The sequence below is a fragment of the Providencia rettgeri genome (assembly GCF_041075285.1).
Taxonomy (GTDB): domain Bacteria; phylum Pseudomonadota; class Gammaproteobacteria; order Enterobacterales; family Enterobacteriaceae; genus Providencia; species Providencia rettgeri_G.
In genome coordinates this window covers 1,402,742-1,418,708 of record NZ_CP163512.1, presented here as the reverse complement: position 1 = coordinate 1,418,708, position 15,967 = coordinate 1,402,742, and the positions used below count along the sequence as shown (strand labels likewise).

The following is a 15,967-nucleotide window of genomic DNA, read 5'->3' as shown; positions in this document are numbered from 1 at the left end:
TTTAACTGATAAAATGGATAATCAATAATGAGTAAATTAGATCCTTATTTCGGTGAGTTTGGTGGGCAATATGTACCAGAGATCTTGATCCCTGCGCTTAATCAATTGGAAGATGCCTTTATTGCCGCACAAGACGATGCAGAATTTATTGCCGAGTTCCACGACCTACTTAAAAATTACGCAGGCCGCCCTACGGCGTTGACCTTATGTAAGAACCTCACAGCAGGAACCAAAACGAAGCTGTATTTAAAGCGTGAGGATTTACTTCATGGTGGTGCCCACAAAACTAACCAAGTGTTAGGCCAAGCACTACTCGCCAAGCGCATGGGCAAAACAGAGATCATCGCTGAAACCGGTGCAGGTCAGCATGGTGTTGCTACTGCCTTAGCCTGTGCGCTTCTCAACATGAAGTGCCGTATTTATATGGGTGCCAAAGATGTTGAGCGCCAATCTCCTAACGTATTTCGTATGAAATTAATGGGGGCAGAGGTTATCCCTGTACACAGTGGTTCTGCCACTCTTAAAGATGCATGTAACGAAGCTCTAAGAGATTGGTCTGGCAGTTATGACAAAGCTCACTATCTACTAGGGACTGCGGCAGGTCCGCACCCTTATCCAACCATTGTACGTGAATTTCAACGCATGATTGGGGATGAAGCAAAGCAGCAAATCCTTGAAAAAGAAGGACGTTTACCTGATGCGGTGATCGCATGTATTGGTGGTGGTTCTAATGCTATTGGGATGTTCGCTTCTTTTATTCCTGAAGAAAGCGTTAACCTAATTGGTGTAGAGCCAGCTGGTCTAGGTATTGAGTCAGGACAACACGGCGCACCATTAAAACACGGTCGTGTCGGTATCTACTTTGGAATGAAGTCACCGATGATGCAAACTAGCGAGGGGCAAATCGAAGAATCTTACTCCATATCAGCAGGTTTAGACTTCCCTTCTGTCGGGCCGCAACATGCACACTTAAACAGCATTGGCCGTGCTGAATATGTCTCAATTACGGATGATGAAGCGTTAAATGCCTTTAAGCTTCTATCACGCAAAGAAGGCATTATTCCTGCATTGGAATCTTCACACGCGTTGGCATATGCGTTAAAAATGGCAGAACAAGCCCCCAATAAAGAGCAATTATTAATTGTTAATTTATCCGGTCGTGGCGACAAAGATATTTTTACTGTACATGATATCCTAGTTAGCAAAGGAGAAATCTAATGGAACGTTATAGCCAACTCTTTGAACGCTTGAATAGCCTCAACCAAGGCGCATTTGTTCCCTTTGTAACATTAGGCGATCCTGATGCAGAATTATCATTAAAAATTGTGGATGCACTAATTGAAGGTGGTGCTGATGCATTAGAGATAGGTATCCCATTTTCCGATCCACTGGCAGATGGTCCTACCATCCAAAATGCAAACTTACGGGCATTTAAAAGCGAAATTACCCCAACAATTTGCTTTGAATTATTAGGCCGTATTCGGGCAAAACACCCAACGGTGCCAATTGGCTTATTAGTGTATGCAAACCTTGTGTTCACAAATGGCATAGATAATTTTTATATTCGCTGTCAAAAAGCAGGCGTTGATTCCGTATTGGTTGCAGACGTTCCGATGAGTGAATCTAAACCTTTTCGTGATGCAGCTCTAGCGCATAATATAGCACCTATTTTTATTTGCCCGCCTAATAGCGATGACGCTTTATTGCAACAAATTGGTGAACATAGCCGTGGGTATACCTATTTACTATCCAGAGCCGGTGTAACTGGAACAGAACAACGCGCTCAGATGCCATTAACGCACTTGGTCGAGAAACTTAAACAGTACCAAGCCGCCCCTGCACTTCAAGGTTTTGGCATTTCTGAACCAGCACAAGTAGCGGATGCAATTAAAAACGGCGCAGCTGGCGCAATCTCAGGTTCTGCTGTCGTCAAGATAATTGAAAATAACCTTGATAAACCAGATGTAATGCTAAAAGCATTAACCGAGTTTGTCGTGAAAATGAAAGCTGCGACACAAAAATAAAGTATGTAAAGAATTAGCCATCCAATTTTACCGGGTGGCTATTTTTTAATTAAAAAATACGCATTATCTGGATTAATTTTTCAATTATTTAACTAAATAATTTTTATTTAACGCGACCTTTCTAAATAAATAAATTTTGTATATCATCAATATTATAATTTTAAATAGATATTTTTCAGCTCTATCAAAAAACATAAATAACATTAAATAGTTTGTTTATTATTTAATATTGCATTTACGTATTACCACTTTCGTATTAACCCTTACAATATCCATTGCTGAGTAAATATAACCACTTGAATTAAATTATATTTATATCTACCTCCATATAAAACCCTGCTATAAATCACTGAGAGTTACTTTGTTCTATTCCTGTTTTTTAAAACCAACTTAAGTACAATTAAATTTTATTACAAATAAATATCACGCATAATCCTTAAGCTTTAATGGAATATTAATTTGCTATTTTTAATTTTATCTATAGTCAATTTTAGGGATATTTATGAAACACATTAGAAATAAATCGATTAGCTATCCGGTGCTAAAAATCAACCCTCTTTTTTTAAGTGTCTCCATTATTTTAGGCTCTGTTTCTGTTGCACAAGGCGCTATTATTAGTACGAATGGTGCGGGTGTTATGAACCAAAATAATGCACCAACGATTGTTCATATCAACGGCGCAAGCAATAAAGGTGTTTCTCATAACATCTATAACCAATTTGATGTAGACCAAAAAGGCGTTATTCTAAATAATAGTCTCGTAGATACAAACTCTCCCCTTGGCACACAGGTCCAAGGTAACCTCAACCTAAAGAATGGTAATGGTCCAGCAAAAGTTATTTTAAATGAAGTTAACTCCACAAAAGCGAGCACACTCAACGGTATGGTTGAAGTGGCGGGTCAAAAAGCGCAGGTTATCGTCGCTAACGCATCTGGGATCACTTGTAATAATTGCGGTTTTATCAACACAGATCGTGTGACTTTAACAACTGGTAAGCCAATTACTGCGGGTGGCGATATCTTAGGTTACAATGTTGAGAAAGGCCAAATCATCATTAATAGTCGTCTGAAAACAGACTCACCTACCGACATTATTGCCCGCTCTGCAGTTATCCGTGGTGATATTAACGCAAAAGAAATTAACATTGTGGCAGGTAATAACTTTGTTGATAAAGATGGCAATTATATTACGAATGTTCAAGGTGTCGGTTCCGCCGCTCGTGTAGGTATTGACGCATCCTCACTGGGTGGCATGTACGCGGATAAAATTACCCTCGTTTCAACTGAAAGTGGAATTGGTGTGTCAAATTACGGTAGCATGGTTGCAGGTTCAGGTGGGATCAACATCGATTCTACAGGGCTCGTTTATAACCAGAATACCAAAATGAGTGCTAACGGTAAGATAAATATTAATACCCTCTCAGGTTTATACAATAACTCTGTGATCATGAGTAATAACGATATTGATATTAATACCAATAACACAGTATTAAATAATGCGAATGGCCAGATAAAATCGACCAGTGGCAACATTAAATTGACGACCAATTCGAATATTGATAACACCAGTGGCATTATCAATGCAGGCCAAAATATTGAAACATCTTCTGTCCATCTACATAATTCTAATGGTTCAATCAAAGCTAATCGTGGTGATATTGCTATTCGCGCCACTGGCACGGTTGAAAACTATTACACATTACGTAATAACGTGATAAATGAAGATGAGCGAGGGATCAGAGCAAATAACGACTTAACCATCAATACAAATAAACTTGTTAATAATAATTCCACAATTTCTGGCCGCGATATCACTGCAAATGCTCGTTATATTGTGTCCAATGAAAATAATGGACAAATTGTAGCCAAAAGAAGAATTGATATTGACTCTGAAGCATTACAAAACTATGCTTCATTAATCAAAACAACTAATGGCCAAACAAATATTAACTTATCTTATAACTTAGTTAATGACAGTTATGCCGCCATCAGTAGCGGTAAGGCATTGAATATTAATGCAAATACAATTTATAATAAGGGTTCTTTGAGCTCAGGAGCAGGCAAATCTAAATTTGATGTTAACAGTTTAATCAACCAATATGGTTATATCAAAGGCAATAATATTGATATTAAAGCCAATAATGTCACTAACTATCGTGGTCTGATTGTAGCGGATAGTAACGTTGTCATTAATACATCGACTTTTGATAATAGCGACGCAGTAGGATTTAATAGTTCTGCGAGCAGATTAGGCGTAGCGGGTAAAACCGGTGGCGTTTATGCAGAGGATGGAGCCATAACTATCAAAGCAAATAGCCTAAATAACTATTCCAGTAATATCGTCGCCAATGTTGCTCAAAAAGCAGGTACTAAAGGTAATGTTGATATTACAATAAGAAATAATTTAGACAATCGATTTGGTAAAATCCAAGGTGATAACACCATTAAACTAAACGTAAATAGTTTAAATAATATTTATGGCTTAGTAAATGCAGGTAAAGATTTAACTATTGATGCATTTACCCGTGTTGATAATAACAATGGGCGTTTAATTTCTTTAGGGACCACTACCATTACCAGTCCTGTCATTTATAACAGTCCATATGGACAAATTTTAGGTACTATAGTTAAATTAAATACATCTAACTATTATTAATCAATTCTAAGTAATGATAAAAGGAGACCTAACAGTCTCCTTTTTTACGTACTTTTAATGTAATGTTTTTTTAATATACATTTATAGATTTAGTTATTATCGCTTATTTAATGCCAGATTAGTTAAGATTATTTTATATCACCGATTATGATGTGTTATTTAAACCACAATAAAATAAGTAAAAACCCTAGATAACTCCATATTGGAGTTTATTTTAAGGTGTTGATTTTATTATCTAACAATCCAATACCTATAGATTATTCTGTTGTTTCTTCTTGCTCCACACTAACCTCTTTCTTTTTAATCCACTGCTTAATTAGGATAATTAATTTTTATTAGTTTTCATTTTATCGCATAATTTAAAAGTTTATAGACCACCTTTTCCTGATTATTTATAGGATAAAACTTCATAAGGATGTGTATGAAAATCACCTTGGTAATTAATTATTAAAAATAAGAATTGTCTCATATAATAAAGAATATACCGTCATCACAAAATATTCTTAGTTATATTTTTTAGGTTTCATTTCAGAATAAAAGTGGTGAACATGAATTTTCGTTTTATTTGTTTATCAGCAACTATTTTAGCTTTTCCATTATACGTATCGGGAAATCCATCTCAGGTCGTTGACCAACAAATCAATAACCAAATTAGTCAAGATAAATCTCGGCAACAACAGACACAATTAGAGGCTAAAGATGTCTTAGGGAAAACGCAGGAACGCGCTAACAATATTTTGATCTTTGACGAAGAAGAGCATTGCTTTGATATGAAGAAGGTTATTTTAGTGTCTGAACCTAAATTACCCTCCATGCGCCCTCTTGAAACCTACGCAAACCAAGTTGTTGGAGTCTGTATCGGTATCAAAGGTGTCGAAACATTAGCTAAGGGATTACAAGATAACATCATTAGATCAGGTTATGTCACAACTCGAGTCAATATCCCCGAACAAAATATCAGTGATGGTATTTTGACACTGGAAATTATTCCCGGCAAAGTCGCCAATGTAACGTTATCCGAAGACAGTGATACTTATATTACTCTTGGTGCAATTATGCCTGCAAAAGAAGGCGACATTCTGAATATTAGGGATATTGAGCAAGGTTTAGAAAACTTAGAACGTATTCCTGGTGCTAAAGCAAATATTGAATTATCGCCCGGCAAAGAATTTTCAACATCCGATATCACAATTCAACGAGAAAAGTCCCCCCATGTTAATGTCGGGGGTTATTACAATAACTCAGGCAGTCGCCAGACAGGAAAAGACCAAGTCGGTGTTACACTATATGGTAATAACCTTACCAGCCTCAATGATACTGTTTATATATCAGCAGGAAAAAACCTAAAGAATCAAGAACGATACAGCACAAGTAATGCCGCAATATATTACGCTGTACCCTATAATTATTGGCTTTTCTCTATCTACGCCAGTAAAAGTGATTATAAACAAACAATTAAAGACATCGTCAGCTATAAATATTATGGTGACAGTAAGTACTATAATGCGACCGCCAGTAATGTATTTTTACGTGGACAAACATTTAAAGATACTGCATCAATCCAGATAATCAGGCGAAAATCAGAATATAAACTGGAAGATATCAAATTTTTGGCACAAGAGCGTAATTTAACCACGCTCAAAGTGGGCGTAGATCACCGGCAAAATATTGATAATTCGACCGTAAATGCATCCATCAATTACCAGCGTAATGTCCCGTGGTTTGGGGCTGAGCAAAGCTGGGATATGAAATACGGCGATGTCAGCCATATGGCCCGCGTCTTTACACTGGATGTTACGGGTATGATCCCCATTCCTTTTGATGATTTTATCATGAGTTATAATCCTCAACTGTTTATTCAATACACCAAGGATCGATTAACTATTCAAGACCAATTTTCATTGGGAAATCGGTGGACGGTTCGTGGTTTTGATGAGGAGTTTTCACTCATTGGGGACAAAGGTTTCTATTTGAGAAATGAATTCAATTTTTATATCCCTGGTTTTTCCTTTTATCCTTATTATGCCATTGACTATGGACGGGTTTTCGGTGGCGTATACCCTCTTGGTCTGTATTCCGACGATCAACTTTTAGGCACGGCTGTAGGTGTGCGTGGAAATGCCAATATTTTCAGTTACGATTTATTTTTAGGGGTGCCACTGTATAAACCTGATGAATATGAGACCAGCAGTGTTAATGCAGGTTTAAATGTTCAATGGTTTTGGTAATACCGCCCCCTTAATTAAGCAACACTTGAAGCCAAATATATTTAATCTGTATTTGGCTTTTTTCGCTATTGGCTTAATCACTCATAGTGTGAGATAAGTGATTATTTTGCTCTTTAACAATCACATTTATAAAATATTTTCGTAATTCATAATCAATATTATTTTCTATAATTTATAGTGTAATAGAATTGTTATTCTAATGTGATATCAAGGTTTATTTTCTTTAGAACAAAAAATCCGAGAATATAAATATTCTCGGATTTCCTACTACACTCTAATCCATCAGAATTCAGGTATTAACCTGTATTGCATCCTATCAAATTTATTAGAAGCGGTAACCTGCTCCAAACATAAATACAAATGGGTCTAAGCGAGTATCAATCTTAGCCTGCTCTCCCCCAGCTTTGAATTTAACTTCAGTATCAATATCCATCCACCAAACTGAGGCGTTTAACATCCAGTTATCTGTAAGCATATAGTCCATACCTGCTTGTGCAGCAAAGCCCCAAGAACTTGATAAATCAAGATCTGTTAGCTGCATAGATTTACCTGTAGAGTTAAATTTCTCATCAAAGAAGAAAGTATAGTTCACACCTGCCCCTAAGTAAGGGCGTAATTTATCTTCCTTACTACCAAAATAGTATTGTGCCATTAAGGTTGGTGGTAAATGTTTAACTGACGCAATATTTCCATAATCACCTAAGCTAACTTTATGTTCAAACGGCGTGGCAGCTAATAATTCCACACCAATATTATCAGTGATCATATATCCAAAGGTTAAACCTAATTGCGTATTATTATTGGCATTAAATTTACCTAAACCTAATACGTCTTCAGATCCCGCATTAGGTCTTACTGTTGCAGTACCGGCGCGAAATAGAAAATCGCCAGCTTCATGAGCAATTGAAGCAGCTGGAGCTAAAGTTGCAGCCGCTAATACAAGCGCAGTGAGTTTTTTCATTATCAATCCCATTCCTGTGTTTTTATTCTAGTAAAATATACCGTATTATATAAATTGATGTTCAAATCAAGATCACATCTTTTAGCAATTTATAGGTAACCCAATAAATATTGTTTTATTATTCCATCTATTATTTTTTTAATTTTGATTTAAATCAATTTTTGGAAAATAACTAATAAAATAAAAAATTGTTTTTTAATTTTATATATTTTTCCCACACATCAAACACATATTAAAAATACAACTTAAGTGAATACAATTAGTGTTTTTGATTTATTCATCGAAACATTGGTAATGATTCTCTCTACATAGCCAAGTTAACTTCCCGAATTTTCTTATCTTTCTCTACCTCTAAGTCTGATACTCGGTTACAATTACATTAAAATTTTGATCCCGTTTGTAGATAGGAGCAGTAAAATGTCCATTTCGGCCAACTCACTCATCAGTGACAGTGTTAATTTTTTCAAAAATCAACTGAGTGGCCTTTTCACCATTGTTGTATTAGCCACTGCGGTCAGCCTAGTGATATACGCAATGATGATCCCAAGCGAACAGATGATTACCGTGCTTGCTCAAGCACAAAATCAAATGATTGAATCGGGTAACGCTGGTTTACAAGATTGGATATTAGGTCTTTCTGAACAAGATAAAAGCAGTATCCTACGGGTTTCTTTTGGGTTAATTTTGTCTGTTACGCTAGGTAGCCTAGTGCTAATTTGTGGCACTTTATCCTATATTGCTGGGATGTCTCGAGGTGAATCAATAAATGCAATGCAAGCCCTCAGTGCATCATTAAGTAAAGCCCCTTCAATGTTTCTATTACTCGTGGTTTGTTCAATTCTTATTCAACTCGGTATTACCATTATGGTGATACCGGGTGTTGTTCTAGCAATTGGTTTTTCGTTAGCGCCAGCTATCTTAATTAGCGAAAAGACAAACCCGTTTAGTGCGATGGGTAAAAGCTGGAAAATGGCTTACGCGAATTGGCGTGTCGCCCTACCGATGATATTGATTTGGATGGCAGCACAAATGCTAGTCAGTGTGTTATTAAGTAGCTTACAGTTGAATCATATCGTACTAAATGGTATTTCATTTTTACTCAATAATATCGTTGCAGCTTTTGCGTTAATTTATTTCTATCGTTTATATATGTTAATCAATAAAAACGCCTAGTGTTTATTTGAAAAAGGGAGACTATGTCTCCCTTTTTCTTCAATGCGTTACCAGAAGTAGATGACCAGAAAAACCTGACCTCTTCGTTATTTCTCATCGCTCCCCTCATTCTGACATGCACCTTCTGGTTGTTGCTGCGTTAATGTCCGTTTCTCTTCTTCTGCCTTTTTATCTTCAACGCATTTCATTTTGATTTGCTGTTTACTTTGAATTAAGCGGATCGCAAAGTAAATATCAGGTACCACTAATAAGTCATCATCAGAACGTGTAATTTTATTTTGTGCTAGCCAACGTTTAATCGATGTACGACGCCCAGCAAGAACCAGTGTCACGCCTTTGGCTTTTAAGGCGGTGACAATGTCATTCAGGGTTGAGAATACACTCACATCGTTGTGAGTAAAACTCACCGCAGCATCAACGATAACCCAAGCAGGCCTTTTTAGTTGATTATCTAAATGTTTATTCAAACGTTCTTTAAAGTAATTCACGTTAAAATACGTTAGCGGAGAATTAAATCGATAAATTAATACGCCCTCTATAGGCTGAATATCATTATCGGAAGTTATCGAATGTAACATGCCTTGTTCATCCACACCAAGTTGTTGATCCGTTGGTCTAAATATGATTCGGATAAACTGCAATAAACCCAATAACACGGCTAATCCCACACCACTAATCAGCCCAACCAGTAGTACCGCAATTAATGTAAAAACACATAAGAAAAAAGCTTCTCTATTACGTTTTCGCATAGATAAAATACTGCGAAAGCTAATGAGAGAAAATGTCGAGACCACCAGTACCATGCCTAATGCAGGCATTGGGATAAATTCCAATAAATTCATTGAAAATAATAGGACCGCTAAAATCGCCAATGCCGCGACAATAGAAACTAACTGTGTTTTTCCCCCCATCATATCGTTAACCGCAGTACGGCTACTGGCTGCGCTCACGGCAAACCCTTGGGATAAGGCGGACGCAATATTGGCTATCCCTAATGCCCTCAACTCCTGATCTGCATCGATGGCATAACCGTTTTTACTGGCAAAACTGCGTGCCGTCATCATAAAACTGACGAAGCTAATCACCGCTAAGTTCATTGAAGGGATCACTAAATCTCTTAATAATCCAGGTGGGAAATCAGGCATTGGAATAGAAGGCAATCCTTCACCTAAATTGCCAACTGTACTGATACCATATTGCTCAAGATTAAACACAATACTGGCAAAGGTAGCCAGTACCATTGCAATCAATAATGATGGCCACTTACTGCGCACCCGCTTAATTGCTAATGTAATGGCCAATGTGGCGAGTGCAACAAATAAAGTTGGTAAATGTGTCTGTGTGATTAATTGTGGGAACGCGATGAGACGCTCAATAAACCCAGCGGGCAGCGTGGTGATCCCAAATATTTTACCGAGTTGGCTGACGATAATGGTCAAGGCCACCCCATTGAGTAACCCTTGCAATATCGGGCGAGAGAGAAAATCAGCAAAGGTTCCTAAACGAAATCGCGCAGCCATCAAACACCAAACGCCGGTCATTAAGCTCATTACGATGATCAACTGCCAGCGGACATTGTCATCCCCCATTGCAAGGGGTGCAACAGCGGCGGCAATCACCGCACAAGTCGCGGCATCCGGACCAATGATCAATTGCTTAGATGTGCCAAATAACGCATAAAAAAACATCGGAAGAATACAGGCATACAGACCCACAATGGCGTTAACGCCCATCAATTCAGCGTAAGCAATCGCAACAGGGAGGGCAACCGCTGCAACAGACAATCCTGCTTTCACATCAGGACCTAAGTCTGAAAGTTGATAGTTACACAGCGCTTGTAAGCCGGGCATCCAGACAAAAAGCTTTGCCTTTATCATTGAGGAAAAACACCTATAAATTAGTAAGTTAAAATATATGAAAGCTTAGTTATATCTGAACTAATAAAGTTTATCTAGAAGTAAGTCAAATAATAGTAAAATTGTGCAAATATGATTGGAAACAAGGGGGGTTTATTGGTAAAAAGGTGCAAATTTTTAACAATTAATGCCAATATCGGTTAAACTACTCTATTATCTTGACGTTGAGGCACTGTATTCACTGTTATGAAACAACTTATTGATTTTATCCCTCTGATTATCTTTTTTATCGTGTATAAACGATATGATATTTTTTACGCAAGTGGTGCCTTAATGGTTACAACACCGCTCGCACTGTTAGCCACTTACCTTATCTACAAAAAAGTTGAAAAAGTCGCAAAGATCACGTGTGCCATTGTCATGGGATTTGCTGCATTAACACTGATTTTCCACAGTGATGCTTTTATTAAATGGAAAGTGACTATTATTTATGGTGCTTTCGCCATCGCGTTATTATTTAGCCAGTGGTTTACAGAAAAACCGTTAATCCAGCGCATGCTGGGAAGTAACCAAGAGATTAAATTAGCGGATAGCTATTGGATGAAACTGAATAGTGCTTGGGCTATCTTCTTTGTATTTTGTGCGGTGTTAAATATCTATGTGGCATTTTGGATGGCGCAAGATACCTGGGTCAATTTCAAGGTATTTGGGCTGACGGCTGGAACACTGATTTTTACCGTATTAAGCATAGTCTATATTTTCAAAAATATGACCAAAGAAGTGGCAGAAAAGCACGACGAATAATCATTAAGCTGCACTATAAAAAACCTGCTGATAAATCGAGCAGGTTTTTTTTTGACTAATTGCGACTTTGCCCAAACGCTTTTTCAATCTTCTTATCGGTATTGTATTGTGATAATGCATACACCGACCAGATTGCCGCAGGTAGCCAACCAATTAAAGTCAATTGTAATATCAAACACATTATTCCTGCAAATGGTCGCCCGATAGTGAAAAACTGAAACCAAGGTAACAATATTGCCAAAATCAGTCTCATAAAATCACCTCCAAATCATCATCAACGGTTTATTATTAAGTATAGGTAATTTAATCAACCGACTAAATATAAAAAACATTTCTTGGGCTTTCTTTGCATAACTCTAATTTTTAGTCTAATTTAACCACAGTACGCCGATATTCTGTTCATTTTCGTCCATTCTTTGAGATAAATACATTTTAAAATTCATTCCAATGTAATAAGTACATTGTTAGAGTTTACTTGGGCATCAGTAATTTGCTATAAATGCTAACTAGACGTTTTTATTCCCTTTTTTAATAAGAGTTAAATATGCAATTACCAAACGGTGAATTGGTTTTAAGAACCTTAGCCATGCCTGCGGACACAAACGCCAATGGTGATATTTTTGGTGGCTGGCTGATGTCACAAATGGATATTGGCGGCGCTATTCTTGCAAAAGAAATCGCACTTGGTCGTGTTGTTACCGTCGCCGTGAATGGCATAAAATTTCAAAAGCCTGTTGCTGTCGGTGATGTGGTCTGTTGCTATGCACGTTGCTTAAAAACGGGTAAAAGCTCAATTACCATTAATATCGAAGTGTGGGTAAAAAAAGTTGCTTCAGAACCTGTTGGCCAACGCTACCGTGCAACGGATGCCATTTTTACCTATGTCGCGGTAAATGATGATAATACCCCCCGTGAGTTACCCACAGAAAAGCAACATTTCCAATTGGCAAGTTCAGAGCAACTCGCTGAATAATCATTTTTGTTAGTACTTAAATTAAAAAAGCACCCGTTAAAGGTGCTTTTTTTCAATTAATCAATGCATTATACCTGACTAACAGTGCCATCGAGTTTAAAGTAGATCTCTGTAACATAGCCTTTAGCGGGTTGCTTTTCAAATGTCCAACGGTTCATCGCACGCTTCACATCTCTTTCAAACAAACCTTTAGGTGATACTTCAACAAACTCAATGTTGGTAACTCGACCACCATCATCGATATCATAACGTACCTTAACATACCCTTCTTTCCCTAAGCGACGTGCGCGTTCAGGATAAACTGGCGCTTGTTTGTGCAGTGCTCTTGGGCCTCTTTTCGCAGTAGATTGGCTATTACTCGCCCCTGTGGTTTTCGCTGTCGTAATAGGCGTGTTGTTTGTTTGCGCTGCTGTTGCATCTGATTTGATGTTATTCATCGCAAGTTGTTTTTCAACTGGCTTTACATCTTCTTTAATTTTTTTCTTTTCTTCCTGTTTTGGTTTTGGCTTTTTCTTCACTTCTGGTTTTTTCTTGGGTAATACAATTGCCGGCTCAACCACAGGTTCTGGTTCAGGTTCGATAATGGGTTCAGGCTCTGGTTCAACAGGTGTTTCAACCTCTTGAACAGGTTCAGCAGCAGCCTCAGGTTCAGCAAACGCAACCATTGCTATCGTCATAGGTTCCGGATTTTTAGCCAGTTTAGGTTGATTAAAAATCCATGCCATTGCAAGCCCAGCATGAATAGATAATGAGATGACGATAATTAAAGTCCAACGGATCCAACGCATATGCAATTTCTACCCTACACCTGTCTACCTAAAAGAATATAGTGACTAGTTTAAATGCAAATAGCAATCATATTCAATAACGTTTGTCATACAAAGTAAAAAATGTGAATACGCGCTCTAATAACCCTACTCAAGCCATTGGGTAAACAGCAGTGAGTGACGACGGCGATAAATATCGATTTTGCGCATTGCGTAGATGTGCATATTGCGCCGAGAATGCCCTTCTAACCAGCGTCGACGGCGGCGTTGTACTTGTCTTAACATTCTCCAACGACCGACTTCGTGCCTACTGCGTCTCATTTTCCTGCCCTTTTTTGTGAAAAAATTTTTGTGAGAAAGTATTATATTCCTTTGAAAAAAAGAGCCAAGTAGATCTTGTAGACGCCATTTTATGCTCGCAATGTCATATCCGATGCCAACTATTTATAATAAAAACCACTAATTTCTAATGAATCATCCATTACCCAAAGCTTTTACTGCAAAACTTTGCTAAATTCTATTAAATTAATATATTGTTCACTGTTTTTTCAGGTAAAACGTCTTTTTTTGATGATATTTTCCTATTGCGAGAGGCATTTAATCCATTATGGCAACTGTTTATACCCTTATGAGTTGGCTTCTATTTTTCATTTACTGGCTAATCATTGCCGCGGTTACTGTTCGCGTTTTAGTCAAAAGAAGACCTGTTACCTCTGCCATGACATGGCTATTAATTATCTATATCCTCCCCCTAGTCGGGATCATAGCTTATGTCGCTTTTGGTGAACTGCATTTAGGGAAACGCCGTGTCGATAAAGCCCACCATATGTGGCCATCTGTTGCCACATGGCTTGAAAACTTGCGCCATTCAAAACATATTTTTGCCAATGAAAATAGCTCAGTCGCAGAACCCCTTTTTCAATTAGTTGAAAAACGCCAAGGTATCGCAGGGGTGAAAGGTAATCGTATTCAGCTATTAACCACTTGCGAAGACTCCTTAAAAGCCATTGTGAATGATATTAATAATGCACAACATTCTATCGAAATGGTGTTCTATATTTGGCAGCCCGGTGGTTTGGTCGATGGTGTGACAGAGGCATTATTAAATGCCGCTAAGCGTGGTGTGAAATGCCGTATTATGGTCGACTCCGCAGGCAGTTGGCATTTTTTCCGTAGTGACTACCCAGACAAAATGCGTGCTGCGGGTATTGAATTTGTTGAATCCCTTAAAGTGAATTTAATGCGTTTTTTCTTACGACGCATGGATTTACGTCAACATCGTAAAATCGTAATTATCGATAACTACATTTCATACACTGGAAGTATGAATATGGTTGACCCTCGCTATTTTAAACAGGACTCTGGTGTCGGTGAATGGATTGATATCTTGGTACGTATGGAAGGTCCTGTAAGTACCACATTAGGGATTGTCTATGCATTTGATTGGGAAATGGAAACCGGGCAACGTATTTTACCACCTCCACCAGACAGCAATATCATGCCATTTGAACAAGCTAATGGGCATACAACTCAAACTATCGCTTCTGGTCCCGGCTTCCCCGATGAACTGATCCAACAATCGCTAATGACCGCCATGTTTTCTGCTCGCAAGCAGCTGATCATGACAACCCCCTATTTTGTCCCTAGCGATGACTTGCTGCATGCCATCTGCACCGCCGCAATGCGTGGTGTGGATGTAAGTATTATTATGCCAAGGCAAAATGACTCATTCCTCGTTCGCTGGGCAAGCCGCTCATTTTACAGTGAATTACTCGAAGCGGGTGTGAAAATTTACCAGTTCGAAGATGGCTTATTGCACACCAAAAGTGTACTCGTGGATGGTGAACTCAGTTTAGTCGGTTCCGTTAACCTTGATATGCGTAGCTTATGGCTTAATTTTGAAATCACCGTTGTTATCGACGATAAAAGTTTTGGTAGCGATCTAACGCTAGTTCAGTATGATTATATGGCTCGCTCAACACGATTAGAAATTGATGAATGGGAACAACGTCCATTCTGGAACCGTGTGGTTGAGCGCGTTTGTTATTTCTTTAGCCCACTGTTATAATTTGAATAATCTAGGAAAGGTCATGACTGAGCAGCACAATATACATTTAATCGATGAAGACGATATCATTGAAATGGCTTATGACCTTTTCCTCGAAGGTGCAATGGATAACCTTGAGCCCGCTGATCAACTTATTTTTGCGTTACAATTTGAAGAGTCAGGCGCAGCAGAAATCATCGACTTAACCGATAGTTGGCACGGTATTCTACCTGAAAAATCTGACTTATCGCAGTTAAGTGAAGTGATCATTGGGCTAGCTAAAACCCCAGAAGACGAACTTGACGATATATTTGCCCGCATCTTAATTAGTCGTCACCCCACTAAACCTTTCCACCATATTTTGTGGAAAAAATAGTTATTATTTTGAGGGGCCCGATCCCATTACGATATAAATTCCCCCTGTGTTGTCCTTTTTAACCAGTCAAAAAAGTGATTTTTACAGTGAGTAATAAAAAAG

14 protein-coding genes are annotated in these 15,967 nt (G+C 38.0%); 9 read left to right on the top strand and 5 right to left on the bottom strand.

Annotation, left to right across the window (positions count from 1 at the left end; genetic code table 11):
- Window positions 1-27: 27 nt before the first annotated feature.
- The 4 genes from trpB to AB6N04_RS06380 all read left to right on the top strand — a co-directional run bounded on the left by trpB (window position 28) and on the right by AB6N04_RS06380 (window position 6,908).
- Window positions 28-1,218 carry a tryptophan synthase subunit beta gene (trpB, locus tag AB6N04_RS06395; RefSeq protein WP_369311058.1) on the top strand — a complete coding sequence of 397 codons (1,191 nt, stop codon included), beginning with the start codon at window positions 28-30 and terminating at the stop codon, window positions 1,216-1,218.
- Window positions 1,218-2,024: a tryptophan synthase subunit alpha gene (gene trpA / locus AB6N04_RS06390; protein ID WP_369311057.1), complete on the top strand. Its 807-nt coding sequence runs from the start codon at window positions 1,218-1,220 to the stop codon at window positions 2,022-2,024. The genes trpB and trpA overlap by 1 nt, the downstream gene beginning before the upstream one ends.
- A 502-nt stretch (window positions 2,025-2,526) precedes the next feature.
- Window positions 2,527-4,680 (top strand): filamentous hemagglutinin N-terminal domain-containing protein, encoded by a 2,154-nt coding sequence (locus AB6N04_RS06385; protein ID WP_369311056.1) that lies wholly within the window; start codon window positions 2,527-2,529, stop codon window positions 4,678-4,680.
- A 548-nt stretch (window positions 4,681-5,228) separates the two neighbouring features.
- Window positions 5,229-6,908, top strand: coding sequence for a ShlB/FhaC/HecB family hemolysin secretion/activation protein (locus tag AB6N04_RS06380; RefSeq protein ID WP_369311055.1), 1,680 nt, complete (start codon window positions 5,229-5,231; stop codon window positions 6,906-6,908).
- Between the two features lie 325 nt (window positions 6,909-7,233).
- Here AB6N04_RS06380 and ompW read toward each other — a convergent pair whose 3' ends face one another.
- Entirely contained in the window at window positions 7,234-7,869 is a 636-nt protein-coding gene (gene ompW, locus AB6N04_RS06375) for an outer membrane protein OmpW (protein WP_369311054.1), read from the bottom strand.
- Between the two features lie 417 nt (window positions 7,870-8,286).
- Between ompW and AB6N04_RS06370 the strand changes: the two genes are divergently transcribed.
- The gene (locus AB6N04_RS06370) at window positions 8,287-9,042 is read left to right on the top strand and encodes a YciC family protein (RefSeq protein WP_369311053.1); all 756 of its coding nucleotides are present in this window, start codon (window positions 8,287-8,289) and stop codon (window positions 9,040-9,042) included.
- 86 nt (window positions 9,043-9,128) lie between these two features.
- Here the strand turns inward: AB6N04_RS06370 and AB6N04_RS06365 are convergent, their stop codons facing one another.
- Window positions 9,129-10,919 carry a SulP family inorganic anion transporter gene (locus AB6N04_RS06365; RefSeq protein ID WP_369311052.1) on the bottom strand — a complete coding sequence of 597 codons (1,791 nt, stop codon included), beginning with the start codon at window positions 10,917-10,919 and terminating at the stop codon, window positions 9,129-9,131.
- A 225-nt stretch (window positions 10,920-11,144) separates the two neighbouring features.
- On the opposite strand from AB6N04_RS06365, the gene AB6N04_RS06360 reads away from it, so the two are divergent.
- Complete coding sequence (locus tag AB6N04_RS06360) at window positions 11,145-11,702, top strand: septation protein A (protein WP_369311051.1); 558 nt, start codon at window positions 11,145-11,147, stop codon at window positions 11,700-11,702.
- A 55-nt stretch (window positions 11,703-11,757) separates the two neighbouring features.
- Here AB6N04_RS06360 and AB6N04_RS06355 read toward each other — a convergent pair whose 3' ends face one another.
- Window positions 11,758-11,955, bottom strand: a complete 198-nt coding sequence (locus AB6N04_RS06355; protein ID WP_369311050.1) for a YqaE/Pmp3 family membrane protein — start codon at window positions 11,953-11,955, stop codon at window positions 11,758-11,760.
- Between the two features lie 291 nt (window positions 11,956-12,246).
- Between AB6N04_RS06355 and yciA the strand changes: the two genes are divergently transcribed.
- Window positions 12,247-12,675 (top strand): acyl-CoA thioester hydrolase YciA, encoded by a 429-nt coding sequence (gene yciA / locus AB6N04_RS06350; RefSeq protein WP_369311049.1) that lies wholly within the window; start codon window positions 12,247-12,249, stop codon window positions 12,673-12,675.
- Window positions 12,676-12,743: 68 nt separating this feature from the next.
- On the opposite strand, the gene AB6N04_RS06345 is transcribed toward yciA, so the two are convergent.
- Window positions 12,744-13,463: a TonB family protein gene (locus tag AB6N04_RS06345; RefSeq protein WP_369311048.1), complete on the bottom strand. Its 720-nt coding sequence runs from the start codon at window positions 13,461-13,463 to the stop codon at window positions 12,744-12,746.
- A gap of 126 nt (window positions 13,464-13,589) precedes the next feature.
- The gene (locus AB6N04_RS06340) at window positions 13,590-13,763 is read right to left on the bottom strand and encodes a YciY family protein (RefSeq protein ID WP_369311047.1); all 174 of its coding nucleotides are present in this window, start codon (window positions 13,761-13,763) and stop codon (window positions 13,590-13,592) included.
- Between the two features lie 286 nt (window positions 13,764-14,049).
- Between AB6N04_RS06340 and cls the strand changes: the two genes are divergently transcribed.
- Both cls and AB6N04_RS06330 read left to right on the top strand, forming a co-directional pair.
- Window positions 14,050-15,510 (top strand): cardiolipin synthase, encoded by a 1,461-nt coding sequence (gene cls, locus AB6N04_RS06335; RefSeq protein WP_369311046.1) that lies wholly within the window; start codon window positions 14,050-14,052, stop codon window positions 15,508-15,510.
- Between the two features lie 22 nt (window positions 15,511-15,532).
- A complete protein-coding gene (locus AB6N04_RS06330; protein WP_369311045.1) occupies window positions 15,533-15,865 on the top strand; it encodes an HI1450 family dsDNA-mimic protein in 333 nt (110 codons plus the stop codon).
- Window positions 15,866-15,967: the final 102 nt, after the last annotated feature.